Here is a 21600-nt window from a genome sequence, read left to right on the forward strand (position 1 = left end):
GTAGCTTTGATGCGCTACGGCAAATTTGTACGTACTAAAGCTTTTACAGCACTACTGTACGAGCTTACAGTAAAAGTTTAATTAAAAAACAACCCCAGTAAATATCGGGGTTATCAAATATCAGACCTATGAAATACCATTTAATAGACAAGCAGCTTTTCATTAAAAACAGACAGCGTTTTATGGACCAAATGACCCCTAACAGTCTCGCTGTTTTTAATTCGAACGATATCTACCCTATTGGCGCAGATAGCACCATGCCTTTTCAACAAGATCGGAATATTTTTTACTTAAGTGGTGTGGACCAAGAGGACAGTATTTTGGTGTTATTTCCAGATTGCCCAAACCCAAAACACCGCGAAATATTATTTTTAACGGAAACCAATGCGCATATTGCTGTTTGGGAAGGCGAAAAATTAAGTAAAGAAAGGGCCTTTGAAACATCGGGTGTACAAACCGTATACTGGTTGCAAGATTTCGACAAAATATTTAAAGAAATTATGGCGCAGGCCGAAACTGTTTACATAAATACCAACGAGCATTACCGTGCCAATGTTGCCACGGAAACCCGTGAAATGCGCTTTAACAAAAAGCTAAAAAAACAATATCCTGCCCATAAAGTAGCAAAAAGTAATCCTATTTTGCAACGTTTACGGGCTGTAAAGGACCCTATTGAGCTAGCACTTATGCAGCAAGCATGCAACATTACAGAAAAAGGGTTTAGACGTTTACTAAACTTCGTAAAACCCGGTGTTATGGAGTATGAAATTGAAGCGGAGCTAATGCACGAATTTTTAAGAAACCGCTCCAAAGGATTTGCCTACACACCTATTGTAGCCTCGGGTAACAATGCCAATGTATTGCATTATATTGAAAACAATCAAGCTTGTAAAGCGGGCGATTTAATTTTATTGGATGTCGGTGCAGAATATGCCAACTACTCCAGCGACATGACCAGAACCATACCTGTGTCTGGTAAATTTACCGATCGCCAAAAAGCGGTTTACAACGCCGTTAACCACGTTAAAAAAGAGGCCGAAAAAATGCTAGTACCTGGTACTATTTGGGCCGATTACCATGTAGAAGTTGGTAAGTTAATGACCTCCGAACTTCTTAAACTTGGCTTATTAGACAAAGCCGATGTACAAAACGAAAATCCAGACTGGCCTGCTTATAAAAAATATTTTATGCACGGTACCTCGCATCATATAGGATTGGACACCCATGATTACGGATTACTTCACGAGCCTATGACGGCCAATATGGTGTTTACCGTGGAACCTGGTATTTACATCCCAGAAGAAGGTTTTGGCATACGCTTGGAAGACGATTTAGTGATTCAAGAAACGGGAGCCCCTAAAAACCTGATGGGTAATATTCCTATTGAAGCGGAAGAGATTGAAGCACTTATGAATTCGTAATTTATTTAAATGCTGTTTCATTTTTAAAAAGGCGCTTTTTTATAGAAGCGCCTTTTTTGTAACTGAAAAATATTTGATTATTTATTGGTGAAAATAACGCTCGTTAATTATTTTTCCATCACGCCATTTTGTGCGGTTTACTTGCTCAAATTTATGATGTTTTCCATCGTTTGTTTTAAATTCCATAATCGCTTCATAAAATGAGGTATCGCCGTTTATAGCATAATCAAAAATGTCGTATCTAATAAATTCAGTTACGGTATCTAGCAACGCTTCTTCGGCAATAAGGCAGGTTTCTTTACCCACTTTAGGCGTTTGGTTTGCTTCTTGTAAAACCACGTCGTCCGCTAAATACTTATGCATAGCCTCCATAAATTGCCCCTTTCCAAGCAATGTTTTTAAATCCATTAACGCTGTTTCAATTTTTTGTTCCTGGGTGTTTAATGCTGTACTCATATCCTGTTTATTTTTTTATTATTTAATTATTTTATCACTTTGTTTTGAACCGCTAATCCCGCCAATGAAAATAGCAAAGCCACATGAATCATGATGTTCATCCAATTTCCAGAAGGAATATGGACTAACACCAAGGCCATAAGCATAATGAAAGCCAAAAAGGCATAAGCCTCAAACAACCTTTTGTTTACAAACAATAGTATTCCCGCCACCAACTCTAGCGCTGCTAGAATAGCACCAAGAGCGTAGGTTCCGGTATCGCCTAAAAAGCCCAAACCACTGTTTTTTAAAAAGTCTGCCATGTTTTGAAGTCCAACACCGCCTAAAAAGTCTTCAATAAATTTTTCAACGCCGCCCCAAACAAATAAAAGTCCAAACCCGATACGTATTAATAAGTTGCCATTTTTCATAATTCTAATGATTAAATTTGTTACTGATTGTTTTAAATAACACCGCAAAGATGCGGCTAATCAATACCCAGAAAAATGGACAAAAGTTCCTAATGCTTGTAAAATTGCATACAAACAAGCACTAAATAAGTAGATTACGTGTTTTTGAAGTCTTTTTTATATTGCAGTGGCGACTGCGATGTGGCTTTTGTAAAAAAGCGACTAAAATAAGCGGGGTCTGTAAATCCTAAATTAAAAGCTATTTGCTTAACAGAGGCATCGGAATATACCAATTGCCGTTTAGCCTCCAAAACAAGCCGTTTTTTAATAACTTGACTGGGGGTACTGGCACCAATTAATTGCAAATGTTTGGTTAATGATTTTGGAGACAAGCCCAAGCGTTTAGCATATTCTGTAACGCTATGATGTGTTTTAAAGTTTTGCTCCACCAGCAAACTAAAATCTTTAAATAGCTTGGTATCTGCATCGGTTTTAATAATACCTGTTTCTTTTTTTATTCTTACGGCGTTTACAATAAATTGCTTGAGATAAGCCTGAAGCATATCGTGTTGAGCGATTTGATTATTTTGAAACTCTTCAATTAAACCCTCTAAAATAGTTGTTAATTTTAATGATTCTTTTTCGGAAGGCTTTACAAAGGGCGTTTCATAAACATTGTTAAAAAGCACGCCATTACAGGACACTTCTTTATCGTGAGTTTGAATACAGTAAAAATCCCGATCAAAACTTAACTTGTAAGCTGACTTAATTTTTTCGTGTGCTACTGAAAAAACTTGCCCTGGTGTTAAAAAGAAAAGTACTTCGCCTTCAAATTCATACCCCTTAAAATCGATGTTATAAACCCCTTTTCCATCGGTAATCCAGTATACATTATAGGACTGAACCTGCTCTGGCTTATGAACCACGCAGGCTTTTTGGAAATCAACTATATTTAATGAAAATATATCGCGATACTTGTAAGATACAATATTTTGTAAGGCCATTAGCTTTGATTGGAAATTGCTTTAGTCGTAAAATTTCTGAAATTTAACAAAAGAAACACCAATAAAGCGGGCAGCACCCAACCCAAGTTTTGCGTTGCTAATGGAATACTATTTATAATCCCTTGTAAAGAACCAATAGGTACTATAAATTTTAAAAAATCCGGTATACTAAACAAAAACGTAATTAAAACAACCGCTTTAAACACCAAAGCCGAAGCAAATTTTTGTGGCAATACATGCAATAAAATTAACACAATAGTTATGGGATAAATAAACATGAGAACGGGCAAAGCAATAGTAATAATAAAACCCACTTTAAAACTTCCTACCACAACACCAATTAACGACGCTATAATGGCTGTAAGTATGTAAGCTTTCCGGGAGTCGCGGTACAGGCCACTAACATAATCCGATGCGCCAGTAATAATACCAACGGCAGTTGTAAAACAGGCCAAAGCCACTAGAACACTTAAAAAAGTGGCACCTATTTTACCCAATGTTAATTGACTTAAACTAATTAAAACCTCTGTTCTGGATGCATTATCCGGAATACGATTCTGCAACAAATAGCCACAAATAATTAGTCCAGCATAAATAACAAAAAGTCCAAATCCAGCTAAAAATCCAGCTTGAGAAATAAGCTGTTTTTTGGTCTGAAAATTTCCAACATCATACGTTTTTAACGACAAAACAATAACAGCGCCAACCACAACACCCGCAATAGCATCGAAGGTTTGATAGCCTTCAAAAACACCTAGTGTAATTAATGAAAAGGGAGTACTTACTGGAGTTAAAACCATTTCGGCTGAACCTCTAAGCACGCCCAAACCAATAATAATGAATAAAATAATAACTATTAAGGGCGTTAAATACTTACCAATTAAACTTAAAAGCCGTGATCTATTTATAACAAACAAAAACACCGTACCAAAATATATACAACTTGTTATAAATGTAGCGGTATTAAAAAACGGAGCCACGGCCAACTCGTGCGTAACGGATGCCGTTCGAGGGGCTGCCAAAAAAACGGCAATACCATACAATAAAGCACAGTAAATAGTGCTAAATAAAGGCGATACTTTTTTTGCAAAATCGAACATACTACCTTGCAATTTGGCATGCGCCAAGATACCTAGTATTGGGATTACCACCGCTGTTAGTGCAAAACCCAATGCCACCCAATGCCAATTTGCACCCGCTTGTACACCCAAATAAGGAGGCAAGATTAAATTTCCAGCACCAAAAAAAAGAGAAAACAAGGTAAACGCAACAACTAGGGTTTGTTTGGGTTTATTCATAGGTTAACAGTATTTTTAATAATGGCCACACCAGGCAACCGTGCAAAGCTAGAAAACAATGCCTTATAACGTGGTACCGATTTACGGAAAATGAGATAAAAAAAGCCAAGTCACTTTATGTAAACTAGCTATCTTTGCCAGATATTCTATAAAAATGATTATCACCTACAAGGATACGGCCGTATTTTACACAGATGAAGGCGCAGGAACACCTATCGTGCTGCTGCATGGATTTTTAGAAAATAGCCGCATGTGGCAAAGCCTATTGCCGGTGCTCACCAAAACTAATAGAGTAATTTGTATAGACTTACTGGGTCATGGCCACACTGGTTGCTTGGGTTATATTCACACCATGGAGCTCATGGCAGAAACGGTACAAGCCGTATTAAACCATTTAAACATACAACAGAGTATTTTTATTGGTCATTCTATGGGTGGTTACGTGGCCTTAGCTTTTATGGAAAATAACCCACAGGCAGTTTTAAAACTCTGCTTAGCAAACGCCACCGCCAAACCAGATACCCCAGAACGCCAAGCCAACAGAGACCGTGCAATTTTAGCAGTAAAAAAAAATCATACTATTTTTGTTCGAATGGCCGTTGGCAATTTATTTACAGCTAAAAACCAACATTTACGGGCCCCTCAAATTGAAGCCGTTAAGACAGAAGCTTTAAAAACACCCGTTCAAGGCATTATTGCGGCTTTAGAAGGGATGAAGGTTAGAAAAAACAGAACCGATATTTTAAAAGAAGCGAACATCCCAAAACTCTTCATTTTAGGCGAACAAGATACCGTAATTCCTAGTAAATCCTCCATTCTGGAAGCCAAGCAAACACAAACCAATTACGTCATGTTTCCAGATGGACACATGAGTTATATAGAAAACGAAACACTTTTTCTGAACGAAATTATGCGTTTCATCGAATAATTAAACTTTTTAACGATTTATTTGGTTTTTTTAATAACTTTAGATCCCCAACCTAATGATTATGAAACCAATAAACCAAAAAGCAAACATTATCCCCAGATTACATTGCCTTCTTTTTGACCACGTTTTTGAAGAAACGCGTGCCGTAACACTGCATGTTAAAGAGTACGAATGTAAGTATTGTAAAAAGCAAGCCACCACAAATGGCAATGGCAGGCTAACAGAGTTAACGCCTGCGTTTCGGGAAATAAATGGCATTTTAGAGCGGGTGTACAAACACCGCACCATGCGTAAAAGCATGTTGAAAGTTGCCAAACAGGACTTAAAAATTACAGGCTAAAGGCGCTTATTTTTCAAAACTTTTCCAGCCTTGTGCCTTTAAGGCTATTTTAGTATCGGCGCGCGTTACCAAATGGGCACCGGCACTAGCTTCTGTTATATAACCAATAACCGTAAAATTTGGATTTCCTTTAATTTTTGGAAAATCTTCTTGCGATATGGTAAAAAGCAACTCATAATCCTCACCACCGTTTAATGCAACTGTGGTACTATCTAACTGAAACTCCTCGCAAGTAGTAATAACTTGGGGATCCAACGGAATTTTATTTTCGTATAAATCGCATCCCACTCCACTCTCCTTACATATATGTAATATTTCTGACGAGAGTCCGTCGCTAATATCAATCATTGCCGTTGGTTTAACACCTAGTTCTTTCAATAATACTGGAATATCTTTTCGGGCTTCTGGTTTTAATTGCCTTTCCACTATATAGGTATACGGCTCCAAGTCTGGCTGGTTATTAGGGTTTACCTTAAAAACCGCTTTTTCGCGTTCCAACACTTGCAAACCCATGTAGGCACCACCCAAATCGCCTGTAACTACCAACAAATCGTTTGGTTTTGCACCATTTCGGTACACAACATCTTGTTTAGAAACTTGCCCTATGGCGGTTACTGAAATTAGTAATCCAGAGGTGGACGATGTGGTGTCGCCCCCAATTAAATCCACATTATAAAGGTCGGTTGCTGTTTTTATACCCGCATAAAGCGCCTCCAACGCTTCCAATGGAAACCTATTGGAAACTGCAATGGAAACGGTTACTTGAGACGCTTTAGCATTCATAGCAAACACATCGGATAGATTAACCATGATAGCCTTATAACCTAAATGCTTTAAAGGCATATAACTTAAATCAAAGTGTACACCTTCAACTAACAAATCGGTTGTAACCACTAGTTGTTTGTCCGCAAAATCTAGAACAGCGGCATCGTCGCCAATACCTTTGATGGTAGATTCTTGGGTTATTTTAAAGGCCTGTGTTAAGTGATCAATTAAGCCAAACTCTCCTAAGGCTTCTAATTGGGTACGGGATTGATTTTTATCTTCTATCATAGCACAAAAATAAGAAGCTTCTGTTTATTTCGTTGTACTTTTTAGCAACTAAATACGCTTTTTAGTGAGCAAATAGCTGTTTTTTCATAAAAAAAATAAAAAGTGACCAGTCATTTCGTTTGCAATGCCTTAATTTTGTTTCCCTATGGCGCTAAAAAAACGCCTAAACTTGTAATTAAATACTTTTAATACCGCAAATACGTTATCTAATAAAATTAAACACCATTTATAACTTCAAAAAAAATAAAATAAAAAAACGGTGTTCACCTATACTATGAAAAACTCAATTTTACGCCCCTTTACTATTAAAACATGCGCTTGCTTGTTTGTTTTAGCTACTGTTATGCTGTCTTGTAACAATGAATCTGTAGATGCTGCAGCACCGCCTGCCGTAACAGATTCCGATAATGACGGTATTCCAGACGGCGAAGACAACTGCCCAAATGTTGCAAACCCAAATCAAGAGGACCAAAATAACGACGGTTTAGGCGATGCCTGCGACACAAACATGCCTGTAGACACAGATAACGATGGCGTTCCCGATGCTGAAGATAATTGCCCTAATGTAGCAAACCCTAATCAAGAAGATGACAATAATGATGGCATAGGAAACGCTTGTGAAGACGCGCCTAACACAAACCCATTATTTCCTTGCGAAAACGGCATGGCTGGACCATATCCATGTAATGGTTACGACTTAATGGGCCATATACCCAATTCTGTTTTAGGAAATCCAAGTTCTGAAGGCAACGACTCTTGGGGTTGGACAGATAGTGCCACCGGAAATGAATACGCATTAGTAGGCACCACACAAGGTACCGCATTTGTAGACATAACAGATCCTGTAAACCCCTTACTATTAGGGCGTCTGGCATCTGCATCTCCTGGCGATAGAGGCAATGTTTGGCGCGATGTAAAGGTGTATAACAACCATGCTTTTATAGTAAGTGAAGCAAACGGACATGGCATGCAGGTATTCGACCTAACCCGGTTACGCAACGTAGCTAATCCGCCAGCAACATTCGCCCCAGATGCTCATTACAGGGGGTTTGGTAGTGCACATAATATTGTAATTAACGAGGATTCTGGTTACGCCTACATTGTAGGGACTAGCCGCAGTGGCACCTATGCTGGCGGCCCATTATTTTTAAACATTCAAAACCCTTTAAACCCAGTAAATGAAGGTGGTTTTTTTGGTTATTCGCATGATGCACAAGTGCTAAATTATAACGGCCCAGATGCCGATTATGCAGGTCAGGAAATTTTAATTGGCAGCAACGAAAATGAAGTTGTAATAGTTAATGTAACTAATAAAGCCAATCCGCAAATTATTTCTCGCATTGCCTACGATAACATTGGTTACACACACCAAGGCTGGTTTACAGAAGATTTAGCCTTTTTTATATTAGGCGACGAATTGGACGAGCAAAACTTTGGTAGCAATACCAGAACCATTGTTTTTAACTTTACCGATTTAGACAATCCAAGTTACCACATGGATTACAGTGGCCCAACGGCGGCAATAGACCACAATGGCTATGTTAAAGGCAATACATTTTATATTGCTAACTACGCAGCTGGTTTAAGAATGGTAGATATTTCGAACATTGCCGCGGGCAGCATGTGGGAAACCGGGTATTTTGATACCTATCCGCCAAGCAATAACACCACTTTTAGAGGTGCCTGGAATGTATATCCTTATTTTGAAAGTGGCAATATTATTATTAGCGATATAAATGGCGGATTATTTATTGTGAAAAAACAAAATTAAAAGCCTTGAAAACTCAACTTGCTTGCCTCCTGTTATGCCTCCTATTGGTTACCTGTTCTAAAGATACAGAAATTACTGATGGACCAAATTCAGGCTACGTTAGTAAAACAGTTGTCACCAAGGGCGGTTCTAAAAATGACAGCGCACAGTCGGTTGTAAAAACATCCGATGGTGGTTACGCTATTTTAGGCTTTACACAAAGTTCCGATGGCGATGTTAGCCACAAACAAAATGATAGTTACGATTATTGGGTGTTAAAATACGCAAGCAACCACACTTTACAATGGTCCAAAACTTATGGGGGCTCTGGTGACGATCGTGGTGAGCATATAATTGAAACCCAAGATGGTGGTTTTGCTATTTTAGGTTATAGCACGAGTAACGATGGTGATGTTAGCCTAAACGCTGGCGCACAAGATTACTGGCTGGCAAAACTAGACAATTTAGGCAACCTACTTTGGCAAAAATCCTACGGGTATATTGGTGCCGATTTAGGCAAATCTGTTATGCAAACGCCAGATGGCGGCTATTTTATAACTGGCGTTTTAGACGTTACAGCATCGGGTGGCGCAGGCAATACAAAGCAAGCAAACCAACGTCATGCAGGCGGCGATTATTGGGTGTTAAAGTTAGACAACCAAGGAACTATTGAATGGAGTAAATATTACGGTGGTAGTTTTACAGACACACCATACGATGCCGTTAAATTAGCCGATGGCGGTTATATTCTAATAGGCTCATCTGATAGCGACGATGTAGATATAAACAACAATATTGGTACATACGATTTCTGGATTGTACGCATTTCTGAAACAGGCAGTATTGTGTGGGAAAAAAATTTTGGCGGTACACAAATAGACGAAGCTAGAGGTATTTTGGCCGTAAATAATAATAGTTTCTTTGTAATTGGCGACACCCGAAGCAGCGACAACCAGGTTTCTAATAATTTAGGTGCAGCCGATTTATGGTTGATAAACATAAACTTGGACGGTAATCTTATTTGGGAAAAAACTTTTGGTGGCAGTAATTTTGATGCCGGCAAATCCATTTCCAAAGGATTAAATAATAACTATATTTTGGCAGGTAATTCGCGCAGCGCCAATGGCAATTTAACCCAAAACAAAGGACAGAATGATGCCTGGCTACTTCAAGTAGATGGAAATGGCAACATTCAAAAACAAATTAGTGTTGGTGGCTCGGAAATAGATTCGTTTTCAAGCGCCGTACAACTAGATAATAATACGATTATTGCTGTTGGCCAGTCCAGCAGCTCCGATGGCGACATTCCAGAAAACAAAGGATTTTCAGATTTATTAATTTTACAATTACAATGAAACATATTTTAACCATAACATGTATCGCAGTCCTACTACTTTCCTGTAGCACCGATCAGGATGATAATCTGGATCCGGGCAAAGCACCCGTTGCAATTACGTTTCAGTTTACACATAACTGGGACGATGTTTTAGTTACCAACAGCAGTATTAATAACAGTATTTTTACCAATGCACATGGCGAAACTATGACGATTACACGCTTGCGTTATCTGATATCTGGATTTCAGTTAATTCACGAAAACGGCACAACTTATAATTTTGATGGTTATAAATTCACCGATTTAAGTACCCCCGAAAGCTATAATTTTACACCACAAAGCAATAGCATCCCCAAGGGGCGTTACACCTTAAAATTTATCTGGGGCTTTAATGCCGACACCAATTTGGATGGAGCCTATCCAGAATTAAACAGTGCTTCTTGGAATTGGCCAGCCATGCTTGGTGGCGGATACCACTTTTTACAAATGGACGGTATGTATAATGTAAATACCATGGCTAAACCATATAATTTTCACAACGGCACCGCACGGGTTAGCGCTGGTGTCTTTGAACAAAATTTTGCAGAAATAACGCTTAACACACCAATAACTATTACAAACAGTGGCCTCATTTCCGTTAACATGAATTTAGCTGAATTTTTTAAAAACCCAAATACGTGGAACTTAAACAATTTAGATACTAATTTAATGCCAAATTATCAAGCACAAAAAATGATGCAAGCCAATGTGCAAAGTGTTTTTTCTTTAGGAACCAATACCCCATAAAAACCCAATCTCATGCCAAAAATAAATAACACCTTTTTCCTAGTTTTTTGTTTCCTCATTTTAGCATGTAGTAAGGACGACACGGAGTCCTATGTAAATCAACCAACACCGTTACCACTAAATATTCCGCCGCTTTTTGAGCAATTAATTATAAATCCGGTAATTCCCATTGACAATCCGCAAACAGTTGAGGGCGTTGCTCTCGGGAAAAAATTATTTTTCGACCCCATATTATCGGTAAACAATACCGTATCCTGCGCATCATGCCATAGTCCAGAGGCAGCGTTTTCCGATAATGCACGTTTTAGCACTGGTGTAAACGGGTTAACTGGCAACAGAAACTCCATGCCTTTATTTAATTTAGCATGGAATTACGATGAAAAATTTTTCTGGGATGGCAGGTCTTTTAGTTTAGAACATCAAGCTATCCAACCCGTTCAGAATCCAAAAGAAATGGGCAGTAACTGGCAGGATGTTATAACCCGATTAAGAAACCATCCAGAATACCCCGCCCTATTTTCGGCAGCCTTTGGAGACAATCCCATAAACCGTCGCCTTGTTACTAAAGCCATTGCGCAGTTTGAACGAACCTTAATTTCGGCTAATTCAAAATTCGACAAATACCTGCTTGGTCAAGCAACCTTAACCCCACAAGAAGAAAATGGCTTACAAGTTTTTATGGATGAAGACAGGGGCGATTGTTTCCATTGCCATGGTAACCCCAATAATCCTTTATGGACTAATAACAACTTCCACAACAATGGCCTAGATGCCACATTTACAGATTTAGGTTTGGGCGCCGTAACAGGCGATCCTGCGGACAACGGTAAATTTAAGTCGCCTTCCTTAAGAAATTTAGCCTACACCGCACCTTTTATGCACGATGGCCGTTTTACCACGCTGGACGAAGTTATTAATCATTACAGCGAAGGCTTGCAAAACTCGCCAACCATCGATCCGTTAATGAAGAAAGTAGCACAAGGCGGCGTTCAACTTTCAGAGCAGGATAAAGCCGATTTAAAAGCTTTTCTATTAACACTTTCAGACCCGTCTTTTCTTACCAATCCAGACTATACTAATTAAAAAATAAAGTCTAAAATATGTGGTAAAATAAGTTATAATATGTATATTTTCAGTACCTTATAACCACAAAAAGTTTTCACAATACAAGTATAACAAATATTTATAGTAGCATATATTAATATCATATTAGCATATATGGTAATGCTTGCTTTATGTTGTATATTTGCAGGACTATTTAGAGCAAATCTAATTTAAATTATGATAAAAGTATCTGAAACAGCAAAAAAGAAAGTAATTGAGCTTATGGCTGAAGATGGTTTTAACGCCAACACCGATTACGTTCGTGTAGCAGTTAAAAGCGGCGGATGCTCGGGTTTGTCCTATGATTTAAAATTTGACAACAGCCAAGCAGATGGCGATAAAGTTTTTGAAGACAATGGTGTGCGCATCATTATCGATAAAAAAAGCTTTTTATATTTAATTGGTACAACACTGGAATATTCTGGTGGTTTAAACGGTACTGGATTCGTTTTTAACAATCCAAATGCCAACAGAACTTGTGGTTGTGGCGAATCGTTTTCGCTTTAACAATTACAAAACCAAGGCCCACAAGTGTGGGAAAAAGCTAAAATGAGGGCATTAGCGTACAAACTGCTAAAACCAATAAAAGCACCTCTGGGTTTCATTGCAGTGGTTACAGAAAAAACTAAACTATGGCTAACACCCAGAAAAATCTCTTACTAAATTTATAAAAGGAGATTTTAAAATTTGAAAACTGGTAGTAAAACGGTTAAACAACCATACTTACTACCCGTTTTTTGAATTATTTATTTAAGAATACCTTTCAAAGAGGGCAAGTTAGCAAAGCCTAACCTCTTTTTAAGTATGAATACTAAACTGTGAATCAATGAAGTATACTGAAGACGATTTAAGAGAAGAACTAAAAACCAAAGAATACGAATACGGTTTTTATACAGATATAGAGTCCGATACCTTTCCAAACGGCTTAAATGAAGAAGTGGTTCGGGCCATTTCCAAACGCAAAGAGGAACCCGAGTGGATGACAGAATGGCGCTTACAAGCCTACCGTATTTGGGAACAAATGGAAGAACCAGAATGGGCTAACGTAACTTACGAAAAACCTAAATTCCAGGATATTTCGTACTATTCAGCACCTAACAGCAAGCCAAAATACAATAGTTTGGATGAGGTAGATCCCGAGCTTTTAGAAACCTTCAAAAAGTTGGGTATTTCTATAGACGAACAAAAAAAACTTGCCAATGTAGCCATGGATGTGGTTGTAGATTCGGTTTCGGTAGCCACAACCTTCAAAAAAACCTTGGGCGAAAAAGGTATTATTTTCATGAGTATTTCCGAGGCTATCCAAAAACATCCAGATTTGGTTAAAAAATACATTGGATCTGTTGTACCGCAAAAAGACAATTTTTATGCGGCATTAAATTCTGCTGTATTTAGCGATGGCTCGTTTTGCTATATTCCAAAAGGTGTAAAATGCCCTATGGAACTGTCAACTTATTTTCGCATAAATCAAGCAGGCACAGGTCAATTTGAAAGAACATTAGTAATTGCAGACGAAGGTAGTTATGTAAGTTACCTTGAAGGTTGTACCGCTCCAAGCAGAGACGAAAACCAACTGCACGCTGCCGTAGTAGAACTAATTGCTTTGGACGATGCCGAAATAAAATATTCTACAGTTCAAAACTGGTACCCAGGTAATGCCGAAGGTAAAGGCGGTGTTTACAACTTTGTAACCAAGCGAGGACTTTGCGAGAAAAATGCAAAAATTTCTTGGACTCAAGTAGAAACAGGTTCAGCTATAACTTGGAAATACCCAAGTTGTGTATTAAAAGGAGACAATTCTGTTGGCGAATTTTACTCTATTGCCGTGACCAATAATTTTCAGCAAGCAGACACGGGAACCAAAATGATTCATTTAGGCAACAACACCAAATCTACTATCATTTCAAAAGGTATTTCAGCTGGTAAATCGCAAAACTCATACAGAGGTTTAGTACAAATAGGGGCGCGCGCTAAAAATGCCCGAAACTTTTCGCAATGCGATAGTTTGTTAATGGGCAACGAGTGTGGCGCTCATACCTTCCCGTACATTGAAGCCAAAAATAAATCGGCCATAATAGAACACGAGGCAACAACCAGTAAAATTGGTGAAGATCAAATATTTTATTGTAACTCGCGCGGTATCGACACCGAAAAAGCTATTGCCCTTATTGTAAATGGTTTTAGTAAAGAAGTATTAAATAAATTACCCATGGAGTTTGCTGTAGAAGCCCAAAAACTTCTGGAAATTAGTTTAGAAGGTTCCGTAGGTTAATAAAATGCAAACCATTAATTAGGCAAAAACACCCTCTTTTTACCCAATTTAAACACTATGAAACACTTAGCATTCTTTTTTATTATTGCACTGGTCTTTACGGCTTGTAAAAATGACAAAACCCAAACAACAGACCTCCAGGCTACCGATAAAATTATTTTAGATAGCGGCAACCAAGCTGGCAAAACACCAGACGGATTAACCCTTTTTAACGGTGATTTTATTTACTATGCCGATGCAGCGGTTTTACAAACCAAACAAGATATTTATGGTGTTATTGCCAACAACAAAATGACCGAACTAAACACCATGGCAGAAGCTTTTAAAAAAGAAGCCACAGATTATGTTACGGTATCTGTAAGGGGACATCTTAAACCAAAACCTGAAAATGAAGAAGGCTGGCCTTTTCGAATTGAAATAAAAGAAATTTTAAGCGTTTCAGCACCTAATCCTGAAACCAATAATGTAGTTAAACTGGAATCCAAATAACATGTTAAAAATAAACAACTTACACGCAAGTGTTAACGACAAAGCAATATTAAAAGGTATAAACCTAGAAGTAAAACCAGGTGAAGTACACGCCATTATGGGCCCAAATGGTTCAGGTAAAAGTACATTAGCCTCTGTTATTGCTGGTAAAGAAGAATACGAAGTTACCGAAGGCTCCATTTCGCTAGAAAACGAAATTATAGACGAACTGGCTGCCGAAGAGCGCGCGCACAAAGGTGTGTTTTTATCATTCCAGTACCCAGTAGAAATTCCTGGCGTATCGGTTACTAATTTTATAAAAACCGCTATAAACGAAACGCGAAAATCTAAAGGCCTGGAAGACATGCCTGCCAACGAAATGCTAAAAATGATTCGCGAAAAAGCCGAATTATTAGAAATAGATCGCAAATTTTTATCACGTTCTTTAAACGAAGGGTTTTCTGGTGGTGAAAAAAAGCGAAATGAAATTTTTCAAATGGCCATGTTAGAACCAAAATTAGCAATTCTGGATGAAACAGATTCTGGATTGGATATTGATGCCCTGCGTATTGTTGCCAATGGTGTGAACAAACTAAAAAGCAAAGATAATTCTGTAATTGTTATTACGCACTACCAGCGCTTATTGGATTATATCGTTCCCGATTTTGTGCATGTATTGCATAATGGGCGTATTGTTAAAACGGGCGGCAAAGAACTGGCGCACGAACTTGAAGAAAAAGGCTACGATTGGATTAAAGAGTCCGTAAACGCCTAACTATAACACCCAGCCTAGCTGTAAACCTATCGACTTTGCACAATTAAAAATATAATACCCCCATTTTTAAACCTGCAAGGCACCATTACATGGGCTATAGAAAACGAACACACATGGAATTAAAAGATAAATTAGTATCCGCATTTATGGCCCTGGAAGACCGATTAGATATCGACTCGCCAGTACATGACATTAGAACCGAAGCCATAAAAACGTTTGAAACCGTGGGTTTCCCTGGAAAAAAAGACGAAGCATGGAAATACACATCCTTAAAAAATGTTTTAAAACACAATTATAGTGTGTTTCCAAAGCAAGAAACCACAATAGATTACCAGGATGTAAAAAAGTATTTTATTCACGATATAGATACCTATAAAATAGTTTTTGTGGACGGTAAGTATTCCTCTTATTTATCTGAAACTACGCACGAAGGTATAGACGTATGCCTAATGTCCTCGGCTTTAAACAAACCTAAATACCGTTTAATTATTGAAAATTACTTCAATAAAATAGCTAATAAAGATAGCTTAACGGCGCTAAATACCGCTTTTTCGCAAGAAGGTGCCTATATTCATATTCCTAAAAACAAATTAGTAGCGAAACCCATTCAAATTATTCATTTTGCTACAGGAAACGAATCTAGCCTAATGTTACAGCCCCGCAATTTAATTGTGGTCGATGAAAATTCGCATGTACAAATTATAGAACGACACCAAAGCTTAACAGATAATCCGGTGTTAACTAACAGCGTTACAGAAATTTTTGCCAACAAACGCGCCATTGTAGATTATTATAAAATCCAAAATGACCATGCGCAAGCTTCTTTAATAGACAACACTTTTATTAATCAGAAGCGCGAAAGTCATGCCGCTGTACACACCTTTTCCTTTGGTGGCAAACTAACCAGAAACAACCTGAACTTTTACCAAAATGGCGAGCGTATAGATTCCACCCTTAAAGGAGTAACTATTATAGGCGACAAGCAACATGTGGATCACAATACGTTGGTACACCATATTGAGCCAAATTGCGAGAGCCACCAGGATTATAAAGGTATTTTTGCCGATAATGCTACCGGCGTTTTCAACGGTAAAGTACTCGTTAATAAAGAAGCGCAAAAAACCAATGCATTTCAAGCCAACAACAATATTTTAATTAGCGACAAAGCTAGTATAAATACCAAGCCACAATTAGAAATTTTTGCAGACGATGTAAAATGTTCCCATGGCTGTACCATTGGCCAGCTAGACGAAAGCGCTATGTTTTACATGCGTTCCAGAGGCATACCAGAAAAGGAAGCCAAAGCCTTGTTAATGTTTGCCTTTAGCAATAACGTTTTAAGCTCCGTTAAAATTCCTGAAATTAAACAACGAATAACTAATATTATTGCCAAAAAATTAGGCGTTAATATTGGTTTCGATTTATAATTTTTACCCAGCCAATAGCCTTGTTAAAAGCTATTGGCGGTAAAAAGGAAAATCGGATAGCTCTATTTTGAAACAAAACAGCCATTATTACCAAGACATTATGTTGAATGCCGAAAAAATAAGACAAGATTTTCCCATACTAAACCGCCAAGTTAATGGCAAACCTTTAGTTTATCTGGATAATGCCGCTACCTCGCAAACACCGCAACAGGTAATAGATGTTATTGTAGATTACTACGCTAATTACAACGCTAATATACATCGGGGCGTGCATACTTTAAGCCAAGAGGCTACAGATAAGTATGAAGAAGCGCGACACATTATTCAAAAACATTTTAACGCCAAACATGCTCATGAAATTATCATGACAGCAGGAACCACACATGGCATTAATTTAGTAGCCAGTGGTTTTACTAACATACTACAAAAGGGAGACGAAGTTTTAGTGTCTGCTTTAGAACATCATAGCAATATTGTACCATGGCAAATGCTGTGTCAAAAAACAGGTGCCACCCTAAAAGTTATTCCTATGAATACCGAGGGCGAACTACTCCTAACCGATTACGAGGCGTTACTGTCGGAAAAAACCAAACTTGTTTTTGTTAATCATATTTCTAATGCCTTGGGTACCATAAACCCTATTGAATACATTATAAATAAAGCGCATAAGGTTGGTGCTGCTGTTTTAGTGGACGGCGCACAGGCTTGTCCGCATTTAAAAGCCGATATGCAAGCATTAGACGTTGATTTTTACGTGGTTTCTGCTCATAAAATGTGCGGTCCAACAGGTGTTGGCATGCTTTACGGAAAGGAAAAATGGCTATCCAAATTACCGCCTTACCAAGGTGGTGGCGAAATGATTTCAGAAGTAACTTTCCAGAAAAGTACGTATGCCGATTTACCGCATAAATTTGAAGCTGGAACACCCAATATTTGTGGCGGGATTGCATTTGGCGCCGCCATAAATTATATGAATCGCATTGGGTTTTCTGAAATTGCTGCCTACGAACACGAACTTTTAACATACGCAACAACCGAATTACAAGCTATTGACGGTTTAAAAATATACGGTACTGCTAAAGAAAAAACCTCGGTTATCTCTTTCAATATTAAAGGTATTCACCCCTACGACATAGGCACGCTTTTAGACAAAATGGGAATTGCCGTACGCACAGGACATCATTGTGCGCAGCCCATCATGAACTTTTACCAAATACCAGGAACTGTTAGAGCTTCGTTTGCTTTTTACAACACCAAAAAAGAAGTAGACGCCTTGGTAGCGGGTGTTAAAAAAGCCAAGATGATGTTGTCTTAAGGCACAGAAAAAATTAGTGTTTTATTTGGCTGGTTTGGCTTCCTTTTTGCAACCTAATTAAAAAAAACTATCATGAAATATTTAAGTTTACTTATCATAAACCTATTTTTTTTGGCTTGTGGTACAAACAAACAAACGGCAGCGATGTCTCAAAAGGACAGCTTAACTGGAACTTACACCATAAGCAACCAGAACAACAACAAGCTATTAAACCAACCTTTAAGCCTAACATTTAATTCCGCAACACGTACTGTTTCTGGATTTTCGGGGTGTAATAGGTTTACAGGTAGTTATACATTACATAACGAATCTCTAACATTTGGAGCTTTGGCAACCACACGTAAATTGTGCCAACCAGAGCTAAATAACATAGAGCAACAGGTACTAAAACATTTGGAGGAAACTGCTAGTTTTATCGTAAATCTGGACACCGTTACACTATACAATAAGCAAGGTGAAAAGTTGGTAACACTACATAAAAATACCGAGCAAACCATGAAAAAAAACCATACAATTAAGGCTACTTACACGGCCATATCGCGCGGGTACTTTTTAACTGTTAGTTACCAAAATAAAACTATTACTTACCAAACAGACAGAAACAAACCAGCCGTTACAAAAGAACTCACGGAAACGGCCTACACAACTTTAAATAACTTACTGGAACAAATAAATGTACCAGAATTACCAACCTTAAACGCCCCTTCCACGGCCCATCAGTACGACGGCGCACCAGGAGCTACCTTAACCATTAACCAAAATAACCAACAATATAGCACAGTTACTTTTGATCATAATAAGCCGCCGCATGCCATAAAGGCGCTCGTTTCGGCCCTAATTGCCTATACTGAAAACTAGGAATTAATTGATTAGCTTCTATAGTTATTGTATTTTTGTAGAAAAATAAAACCATGCAAATTAAAGATATACAAAACGATATAGTTGAAGAATTTTCGATGTTTGAAGATTGGGAAGAACGCTACCAATATATGATTGATTTAGGAAAAACACTTCCTCTAATTGAATCTCAATATAAAACCGACGACAATTTAATTAAAGGGTGCCAAAGTAAAGTTTGGGTTCATGCCAATTTGGTAGACAACCGTATTGTATTTACAGCCGATAGCGATGCCATTATTACAAAAGGAATTATTGCTATTTTAATAAGAGCTTTTTCCAACCAAAAACCACAAGATATAATAGAAGCCGATACCACTTTTATTGATGCTATAGGTTTAAAAGATCATTTATCGCCAACCCGAGCCAATGGCTTGGTAAGCATGATTAAGCAACTAAAAATGTACGCCATTGCCTTAAAAACGCAAGTAAATTAACAAACTGCTTTTAAGTAAGTACAATCTCTAAATACGTGCTTAAAACAGTACGAATACCCTTAAATAGCCTTTAAAAACAACCCATTTTTTGGGTTTAAAATTAAAAATTATGAGTACAGAAATAGATACCACAGCTTTAGGCGAAAAAATAGTTCGCGTTATTAAAACTATTTACGACCCAGAAATTCCAGTCGATATTTACGAACTCGGTTTAATATACGATGTTTTTGTAAATGAAGACTGCGATGTAAAAATACTAATGACGCTAACAACACCAAATTGTCCTGTAGCCGAAACATTACCTCTAGAGGTTGAAGAAAAGGTGAAATCTATAGACATGGTAAAATCGGCCGAAGTAGAAATTACCTTCGACCCACCTTGGAGCCAAGATTTAATGAGCGAAGAAGCCAAACTTGAACTTGGTATGCTATAACTTAAAATGCGCACCTATGGCAGACACGATTATTAATCGCGTAGCAAATTCCAAACTTGTTACACTTGATCTTGAAGACTACTACCCTACTGGTAAACGAATGACTTTGGATATAGCGCCTTGGTTATTTGAAGGCATTGTACTGCGTGAAAAAGACTTCAGAGCCTTTGTTAAAGAACACAATTGGCAGCAGTACAAAGACGCGTATGTGGCAATTTACTGCTCTACAGATGCCATTATTCCTGCATGGGCTTACATGCTCATTAGCATTTCTTTGGAATCGGTTGCTAAAAAAACTGTTTTAGGCAACTTGGAACATTTGGAAACCATACTGTATCAGGATATTATCGAACGTTTAGATGTCTCGCCTTTTACAGACAAACCTGTTATTGTAAAAGGGTGTTCTAAAAAACCAGTACCCGTAAACGCCTACCTTATGATTACCAATAAGTTAAAGCCTGTAGCAAAATCTATTTTATTTGGAGAGGCCTGTTCTAGCGTGCCCTTATTTAAAAGAAAATAGTATTTTTGTAGCTTTAATTTAAATACAAATTACACGTACTAGTATGAAGAAAATTTTTACCATTTGTTTGCTCGTTATTGCTACAGCAACTTTTGCTCAAAGTAAAGAGGAGTTAATTAAGCAAAAAGAAGAAAAAGAAGCTGCAGCAAAGGCTTTACAAAAGGAGGCAGATGCCCTACAAAAACAAATTAATACATTTCCTGGTTGGAAATTTGGAGCTTTCGGTACTATAGGCGCTAGTTTTTCTGAATTTAATAATTGGTATGGGCAAGGAACACCCAATAATGCTTCGGGTAATATAACGGTTACCGTAAACCCTTATGCCAAATTAGACAGAGAAAAATACTTTTGGTATAATACAGGTAATATTAACTTAAGCTGGGTAAAATTTGACGATAAAGACAACCCTACCGACAAAAGTAAGTTTAGGGAGGCCAATGATGTTTTTAATATAACCTCCTTACTGGGTTTTAACATAGCCGATAATTGGGCGGCCTCAACCCTTGCCGAATACCGCACCACTTTGATAAACAATTTTAACGAACCAGGTTATTTAGATGTTGGTATTGGATTAACTTGGACACCGGTTTCTAATTTAGTAGTGGTTATGCACCCCTTAAACTACAACTTTGTATTTGCTGAAGACGATGCTATTTTCGATTCATCTTTGGGTGCAAAAGTAGTGGCTAATTATGGGCGTAGTTTTGGTAAGCTTAAGGTAAGTTCTAACCTATCAGCCTTTATTAGTTATGAAGATAACAATTTATCAAACTGGACCTGGATAAACGCGGTTAGTTACAAGCTATGGAAAGGAATTGGATTAGGTTTTGAAGTTGGTTTAAGAGATAACAAACAAGAAGCCGTAAATTATGCGTTCAATAAATGGTCTGGTATAACAAATAATACAGCTCCAGAGCCAGATTTTAATAACGTAAATAACGATTTACAAGTATATTATACCTTGGGTATGAGCTACTCATTTTAAGCGTTAGAGGCACAGATAAAAAAGAGGTTGTTAAAGATTTTTACAACCTCTTTTTTATGGTTCCTATTTTTTCTAGAAATATTTGGAATAAGCGCTTTAAAATTATTTGAGAAGCCCCTTATTAATGCGCTTCTTTTATATAGCATAGCACGTTTTAACACAACAACAGCATAAAAAGATTAGGAAAGAATACAGCATTAACC

23 protein-coding genes are annotated in these 21600 nt (G+C 37.7%); 18 read left to right on the forward strand and 5 right to left on the reverse strand.

Annotated features, from left to right (window positions below; genetic code table 11):
- Window positions 1-128 precede the first annotated feature (128 nt).
- Complete coding sequence (locus ACFSQP_RS05485; RefSeq protein WP_376892406.1) at window positions 129-1421, forward strand: aminopeptidase P family protein; 1293 nt, start codon at window positions 129-131, stop codon at window positions 1419-1421.
- 81 nt (window positions 1422-1502) lie between these two features.
- On the opposite strand, the gene ACFSQP_RS05490 is transcribed toward ACFSQP_RS05485, so the two are convergent.
- The 4 genes from ACFSQP_RS05490 to brnQ form a co-directional block, all read right to left on the reverse strand.
- Entirely contained in the window at window positions 1503-1877 is a 375-nt protein-coding gene (locus ACFSQP_RS05490) for a hypothetical protein (RefSeq protein WP_376892407.1), read from the reverse strand.
- Between the two features lie 26 nt (window positions 1878-1903).
- Window positions 1904-2287 carry a DoxX family protein gene (locus ACFSQP_RS05495; RefSeq protein ID WP_376892408.1) on the reverse strand — a complete coding sequence of 128 codons (384 nt, stop codon included), beginning with the start codon at window positions 2285-2287 and terminating at the stop codon, window positions 1904-1906.
- A gap of 134 nt (window positions 2288-2421) precedes the next feature.
- Entirely contained in the window at window positions 2422-3270 is an 849-nt protein-coding gene (locus ACFSQP_RS05500; RefSeq protein ID WP_376892409.1) for a helix-turn-helix domain-containing protein, read from the reverse strand.
- On the reverse strand, window positions 3270-4568 hold the full coding sequence (brnQ, locus tag ACFSQP_RS05505) for a branched-chain amino acid transport system II carrier protein (RefSeq protein WP_376892410.1): 1299 nt from the start codon (window positions 4566-4568) through the stop codon (window positions 3270-3272). Before brnQ ends, ACFSQP_RS05500 begins: the two co-directional genes overlap by 1 nt.
- A gap of 154 nt (window positions 4569-4722) precedes the next feature.
- Here brnQ and ACFSQP_RS05510 point away from each other — a divergent pair, with 154 nt between their 5' ends.
- Both ACFSQP_RS05510 and ACFSQP_RS05515 read left to right on the forward strand, forming a co-directional pair.
- Window positions 4723-5496, forward strand: a complete 774-nt coding sequence (locus ACFSQP_RS05510) for an alpha/beta fold hydrolase (RefSeq protein WP_376892411.1) — start codon at window positions 4723-4725, stop codon at window positions 5494-5496.
- Window positions 5497-5557: 61 nt separating this feature from the next.
- Window positions 5558-5836 (forward strand): hypothetical protein, encoded by a 279-nt coding sequence (locus ACFSQP_RS05515; protein ID WP_376892412.1) that lies wholly within the window; start codon window positions 5558-5560, stop codon window positions 5834-5836.
- A 6-nt stretch (window positions 5837-5842) separates the two neighbouring features.
- On the opposite strand, the gene thiL is transcribed toward ACFSQP_RS05515, so the two are convergent.
- The gene (gene thiL, locus ACFSQP_RS05520) at window positions 5843-6889 is read right to left on the reverse strand and encodes a thiamine-phosphate kinase (RefSeq protein ID WP_376892413.1); all 1047 of its coding nucleotides are present in this window, start codon (window positions 6887-6889) and stop codon (window positions 5843-5845) included.
- A 274-nt stretch (window positions 6890-7163) separates the two neighbouring features.
- Here thiL and ACFSQP_RS05525 point away from each other — a divergent pair, with 274 nt between their 5' ends.
- From ACFSQP_RS05525 to ACFSQP_RS05595, 15 genes are all read left to right on the forward strand, one after another.
- Window positions 7164-8660, forward strand: a complete 1497-nt coding sequence (locus ACFSQP_RS05525) for a choice-of-anchor B family protein (RefSeq protein WP_376892414.1) — start codon at window positions 7164-7166, stop codon at window positions 8658-8660.
- Between the two features lie 5 nt (window positions 8661-8665).
- Window positions 8666-9994 carry a hypothetical protein gene (locus ACFSQP_RS05530; RefSeq protein ID WP_376892415.1) on the forward strand — a complete coding sequence of 443 codons (1329 nt, stop codon included), beginning with the start codon at window positions 8666-8668 and terminating at the stop codon, window positions 9992-9994.
- The gene (locus ACFSQP_RS05535) at window positions 9991-10761 is read left to right on the forward strand and encodes an MbnP family protein (protein ID WP_376892416.1); all 771 of its coding nucleotides are present in this window, start codon (window positions 9991-9993) and stop codon (window positions 10759-10761) included. The genes ACFSQP_RS05530 and ACFSQP_RS05535 overlap by 4 nt, the downstream gene beginning before the upstream one ends.
- A 12-nt stretch (window positions 10762-10773) precedes the next feature.
- Entirely contained in the window at window positions 10774-11844 is a 1071-nt protein-coding gene (locus tag ACFSQP_RS05540; protein ID WP_376892417.1) for a cytochrome-c peroxidase, read from the forward strand.
- A 198-nt stretch (window positions 11845-12042) separates the two neighbouring features.
- Window positions 12043-12372, forward strand: a complete 330-nt coding sequence (locus tag ACFSQP_RS05545; protein ID WP_376892418.1) for a HesB/IscA family protein — start codon at window positions 12043-12045, stop codon at window positions 12370-12372.
- A gap of 319 nt (window positions 12373-12691) precedes the next feature.
- A complete protein-coding gene (gene sufB / locus ACFSQP_RS05550; protein WP_376892419.1) occupies window positions 12692-14137 on the forward strand; it encodes a Fe-S cluster assembly protein SufB in 1446 nt (481 codons plus the stop codon).
- Between the two features lie 57 nt (window positions 14138-14194).
- A complete protein-coding gene (locus ACFSQP_RS05555; RefSeq protein WP_376892420.1) occupies window positions 14195-14626 on the forward strand; it encodes a hypothetical protein in 432 nt (143 codons plus the stop codon).
- 1 nt (window position 14627) lies between these two features.
- Window positions 14628-15380, forward strand: coding sequence for a Fe-S cluster assembly ATPase SufC (gene sufC, locus ACFSQP_RS05560; RefSeq protein WP_376892421.1), 753 nt, complete (start codon window positions 14628-14630; stop codon window positions 15378-15380).
- Between the two features lie 113 nt (window positions 15381-15493).
- On the forward strand, window positions 15494-16807 hold the full coding sequence (gene sufD / locus ACFSQP_RS05565; RefSeq protein ID WP_376892422.1) for a Fe-S cluster assembly protein SufD: 1314 nt from the start codon (window positions 15494-15496) through the stop codon (window positions 16805-16807).
- Window positions 16808-16907: 100 nt separating this feature from the next.
- On the forward strand, window positions 16908-18122 hold the full coding sequence (locus tag ACFSQP_RS05570) for an aminotransferase class V-fold PLP-dependent enzyme (protein ID WP_376893189.1): 1215 nt from the start codon (window positions 16908-16910) through the stop codon (window positions 18120-18122).
- Between the two features lie 72 nt (window positions 18123-18194).
- Window positions 18195-18980, forward strand: a complete 786-nt coding sequence (locus tag ACFSQP_RS05575; protein ID WP_376892423.1) for an META domain-containing protein — start codon at window positions 18195-18197, stop codon at window positions 18978-18980.
- A gap of 53 nt (window positions 18981-19033) precedes the next feature.
- A complete protein-coding gene (locus ACFSQP_RS05580) occupies window positions 19034-19456 on the forward strand; it encodes a SufE family protein (RefSeq protein WP_376892424.1) in 423 nt (140 codons plus the stop codon).
- A 109-nt stretch (window positions 19457-19565) separates the two neighbouring features.
- Window positions 19566-19889: a DUF59 domain-containing protein gene (locus ACFSQP_RS05585; RefSeq protein WP_376892425.1), complete on the forward strand. Its 324-nt coding sequence runs from the start codon at window positions 19566-19568 to the stop codon at window positions 19887-19889.
- Window positions 19890-19905: 16 nt separating this feature from the next.
- Window positions 19906-20412, forward strand: coding sequence for a DUF2480 family protein (locus ACFSQP_RS05590; protein WP_376892426.1), 507 nt, complete (start codon window positions 19906-19908; stop codon window positions 20410-20412).
- 43 nt (window positions 20413-20455) lie between these two features.
- A complete protein-coding gene (locus tag ACFSQP_RS05595; protein WP_376892427.1) occupies window positions 20456-21397 on the forward strand; it encodes a DUF3078 domain-containing protein in 942 nt (313 codons plus the stop codon).
- Window positions 21398-21600 lie beyond the last annotated feature (203 nt).

It is taken from the genome of Bizionia sediminis (assembly GCF_042684585.1).
GTDB classification, from domain to species: domain Bacteria; phylum Bacteroidota; class Bacteroidia; order Flavobacteriales; family Flavobacteriaceae; genus Algorimicrobium; species Algorimicrobium sediminis.

Excerpts from the sequence above, each read along its gene's own strand:
- ACFSQP_RS05570 (WP_376893189.1), top strand. The coding sequence starts at position 16,908 with ATGTTGAATGCCGAAAAAATAAGACAAGATTTTCCCATACTAAACCGC.
- ACFSQP_RS05575 (WP_376892423.1), top strand. The coding sequence starts at position 18,195 with ATGAAATATTTAAGTTTACTTATCATAAACCTATTTTTTTTGGCTTGT.
- sufB (WP_376892419.1), top strand. The coding sequence starts at position 12,692 with ATGAAGTATACTGAAGACGATTTAAGAGAAGAACTAAAAACCAAAGAA.
- ACFSQP_RS05510 (WP_376892411.1), top strand. The coding sequence starts at position 4,723 with ATGATTATCACCTACAAGGATACGGCCGTATTTTACACAGATGAAGGC.
- ACFSQP_RS05585 (WP_376892425.1), top strand. The coding sequence starts at position 19,566 with ATGAGTACAGAAATAGATACCACAGCTTTAGGCGAAAAAATAGTTCGC.
- ACFSQP_RS05540 (WP_376892417.1), top strand. The coding sequence starts at position 10,774 with ATGCCAAAAATAAATAACACCTTTTTCCTAGTTTTTTGTTTCCTCATT.
- ACFSQP_RS05495 (WP_376892408.1), bottom strand. The coding sequence starts at position 2,287 with ATGAAAAATGGCAACTTATTAATACGTATCGGGTTTGGACTTTTATTT.
- ACFSQP_RS05490 (WP_376892407.1), bottom strand. The coding sequence starts at position 1,877 with ATGAGTACAGCATTAAACACCCAGGAACAAAAAATTGAAACAGCGTTA.
- sufD (WP_376892422.1), top strand. The coding sequence starts at position 15,494 with ATGGAATTAAAAGATAAATTAGTATCCGCATTTATGGCCCTGGAAGAC.
- ACFSQP_RS05595 (WP_376892427.1), top strand. The coding sequence starts at position 20,456 with ATGAAGAAAATTTTTACCATTTGTTTGCTCGTTATTGCTACAGCAACT.
- thiL (WP_376892413.1), bottom strand. The coding sequence starts at position 6,889 with ATGATAGAAGATAAAAATCAATCCCGTACCCAATTAGAAGCCTTAGGA.
- ACFSQP_RS05525 (WP_376892414.1), top strand. The coding sequence starts at position 7,164 with ATGAAAAACTCAATTTTACGCCCCTTTACTATTAAAACATGCGCTTGC.
- ACFSQP_RS05515 (WP_376892412.1), top strand. The coding sequence starts at position 5,558 with ATGAAACCAATAAACCAAAAAGCAAACATTATCCCCAGATTACATTGC.
- ACFSQP_RS05555 (WP_376892420.1), top strand. The coding sequence starts at position 14,195 with ATGAAACACTTAGCATTCTTTTTTATTATTGCACTGGTCTTTACGGCT.
- ACFSQP_RS05590 (WP_376892426.1), top strand. The coding sequence starts at position 19,906 with ATGGCAGACACGATTATTAATCGCGTAGCAAATTCCAAACTTGTTACA.
- sufC (WP_376892421.1), top strand. The coding sequence starts at position 14,628 with ATGTTAAAAATAAACAACTTACACGCAAGTGTTAACGACAAAGCAATA.
- ACFSQP_RS05500 (WP_376892409.1), bottom strand. The coding sequence starts at position 3,270 with ATGGCCTTACAAAATATTGTATCTTACAAGTATCGCGATATATTTTCA.
- ACFSQP_RS05485 (WP_376892406.1), top strand. The coding sequence starts at position 129 with ATGAAATACCATTTAATAGACAAGCAGCTTTTCATTAAAAACAGACAG.
- ACFSQP_RS05535 (WP_376892416.1), top strand. The coding sequence starts at position 9,991 with ATGAAACATATTTTAACCATAACATGTATCGCAGTCCTACTACTTTCC.
- ACFSQP_RS05580 (WP_376892424.1), top strand. The coding sequence starts at position 19,034 with ATGCAAATTAAAGATATACAAAACGATATAGTTGAAGAATTTTCGATG.
- brnQ (WP_376892410.1), bottom strand. The coding sequence starts at position 4,568 with ATGAATAAACCCAAACAAACCCTAGTTGTTGCGTTTACCTTGTTTTCT.
- ACFSQP_RS05545 (WP_376892418.1), top strand. The coding sequence starts at position 12,043 with ATGATAAAAGTATCTGAAACAGCAAAAAAGAAAGTAATTGAGCTTATG.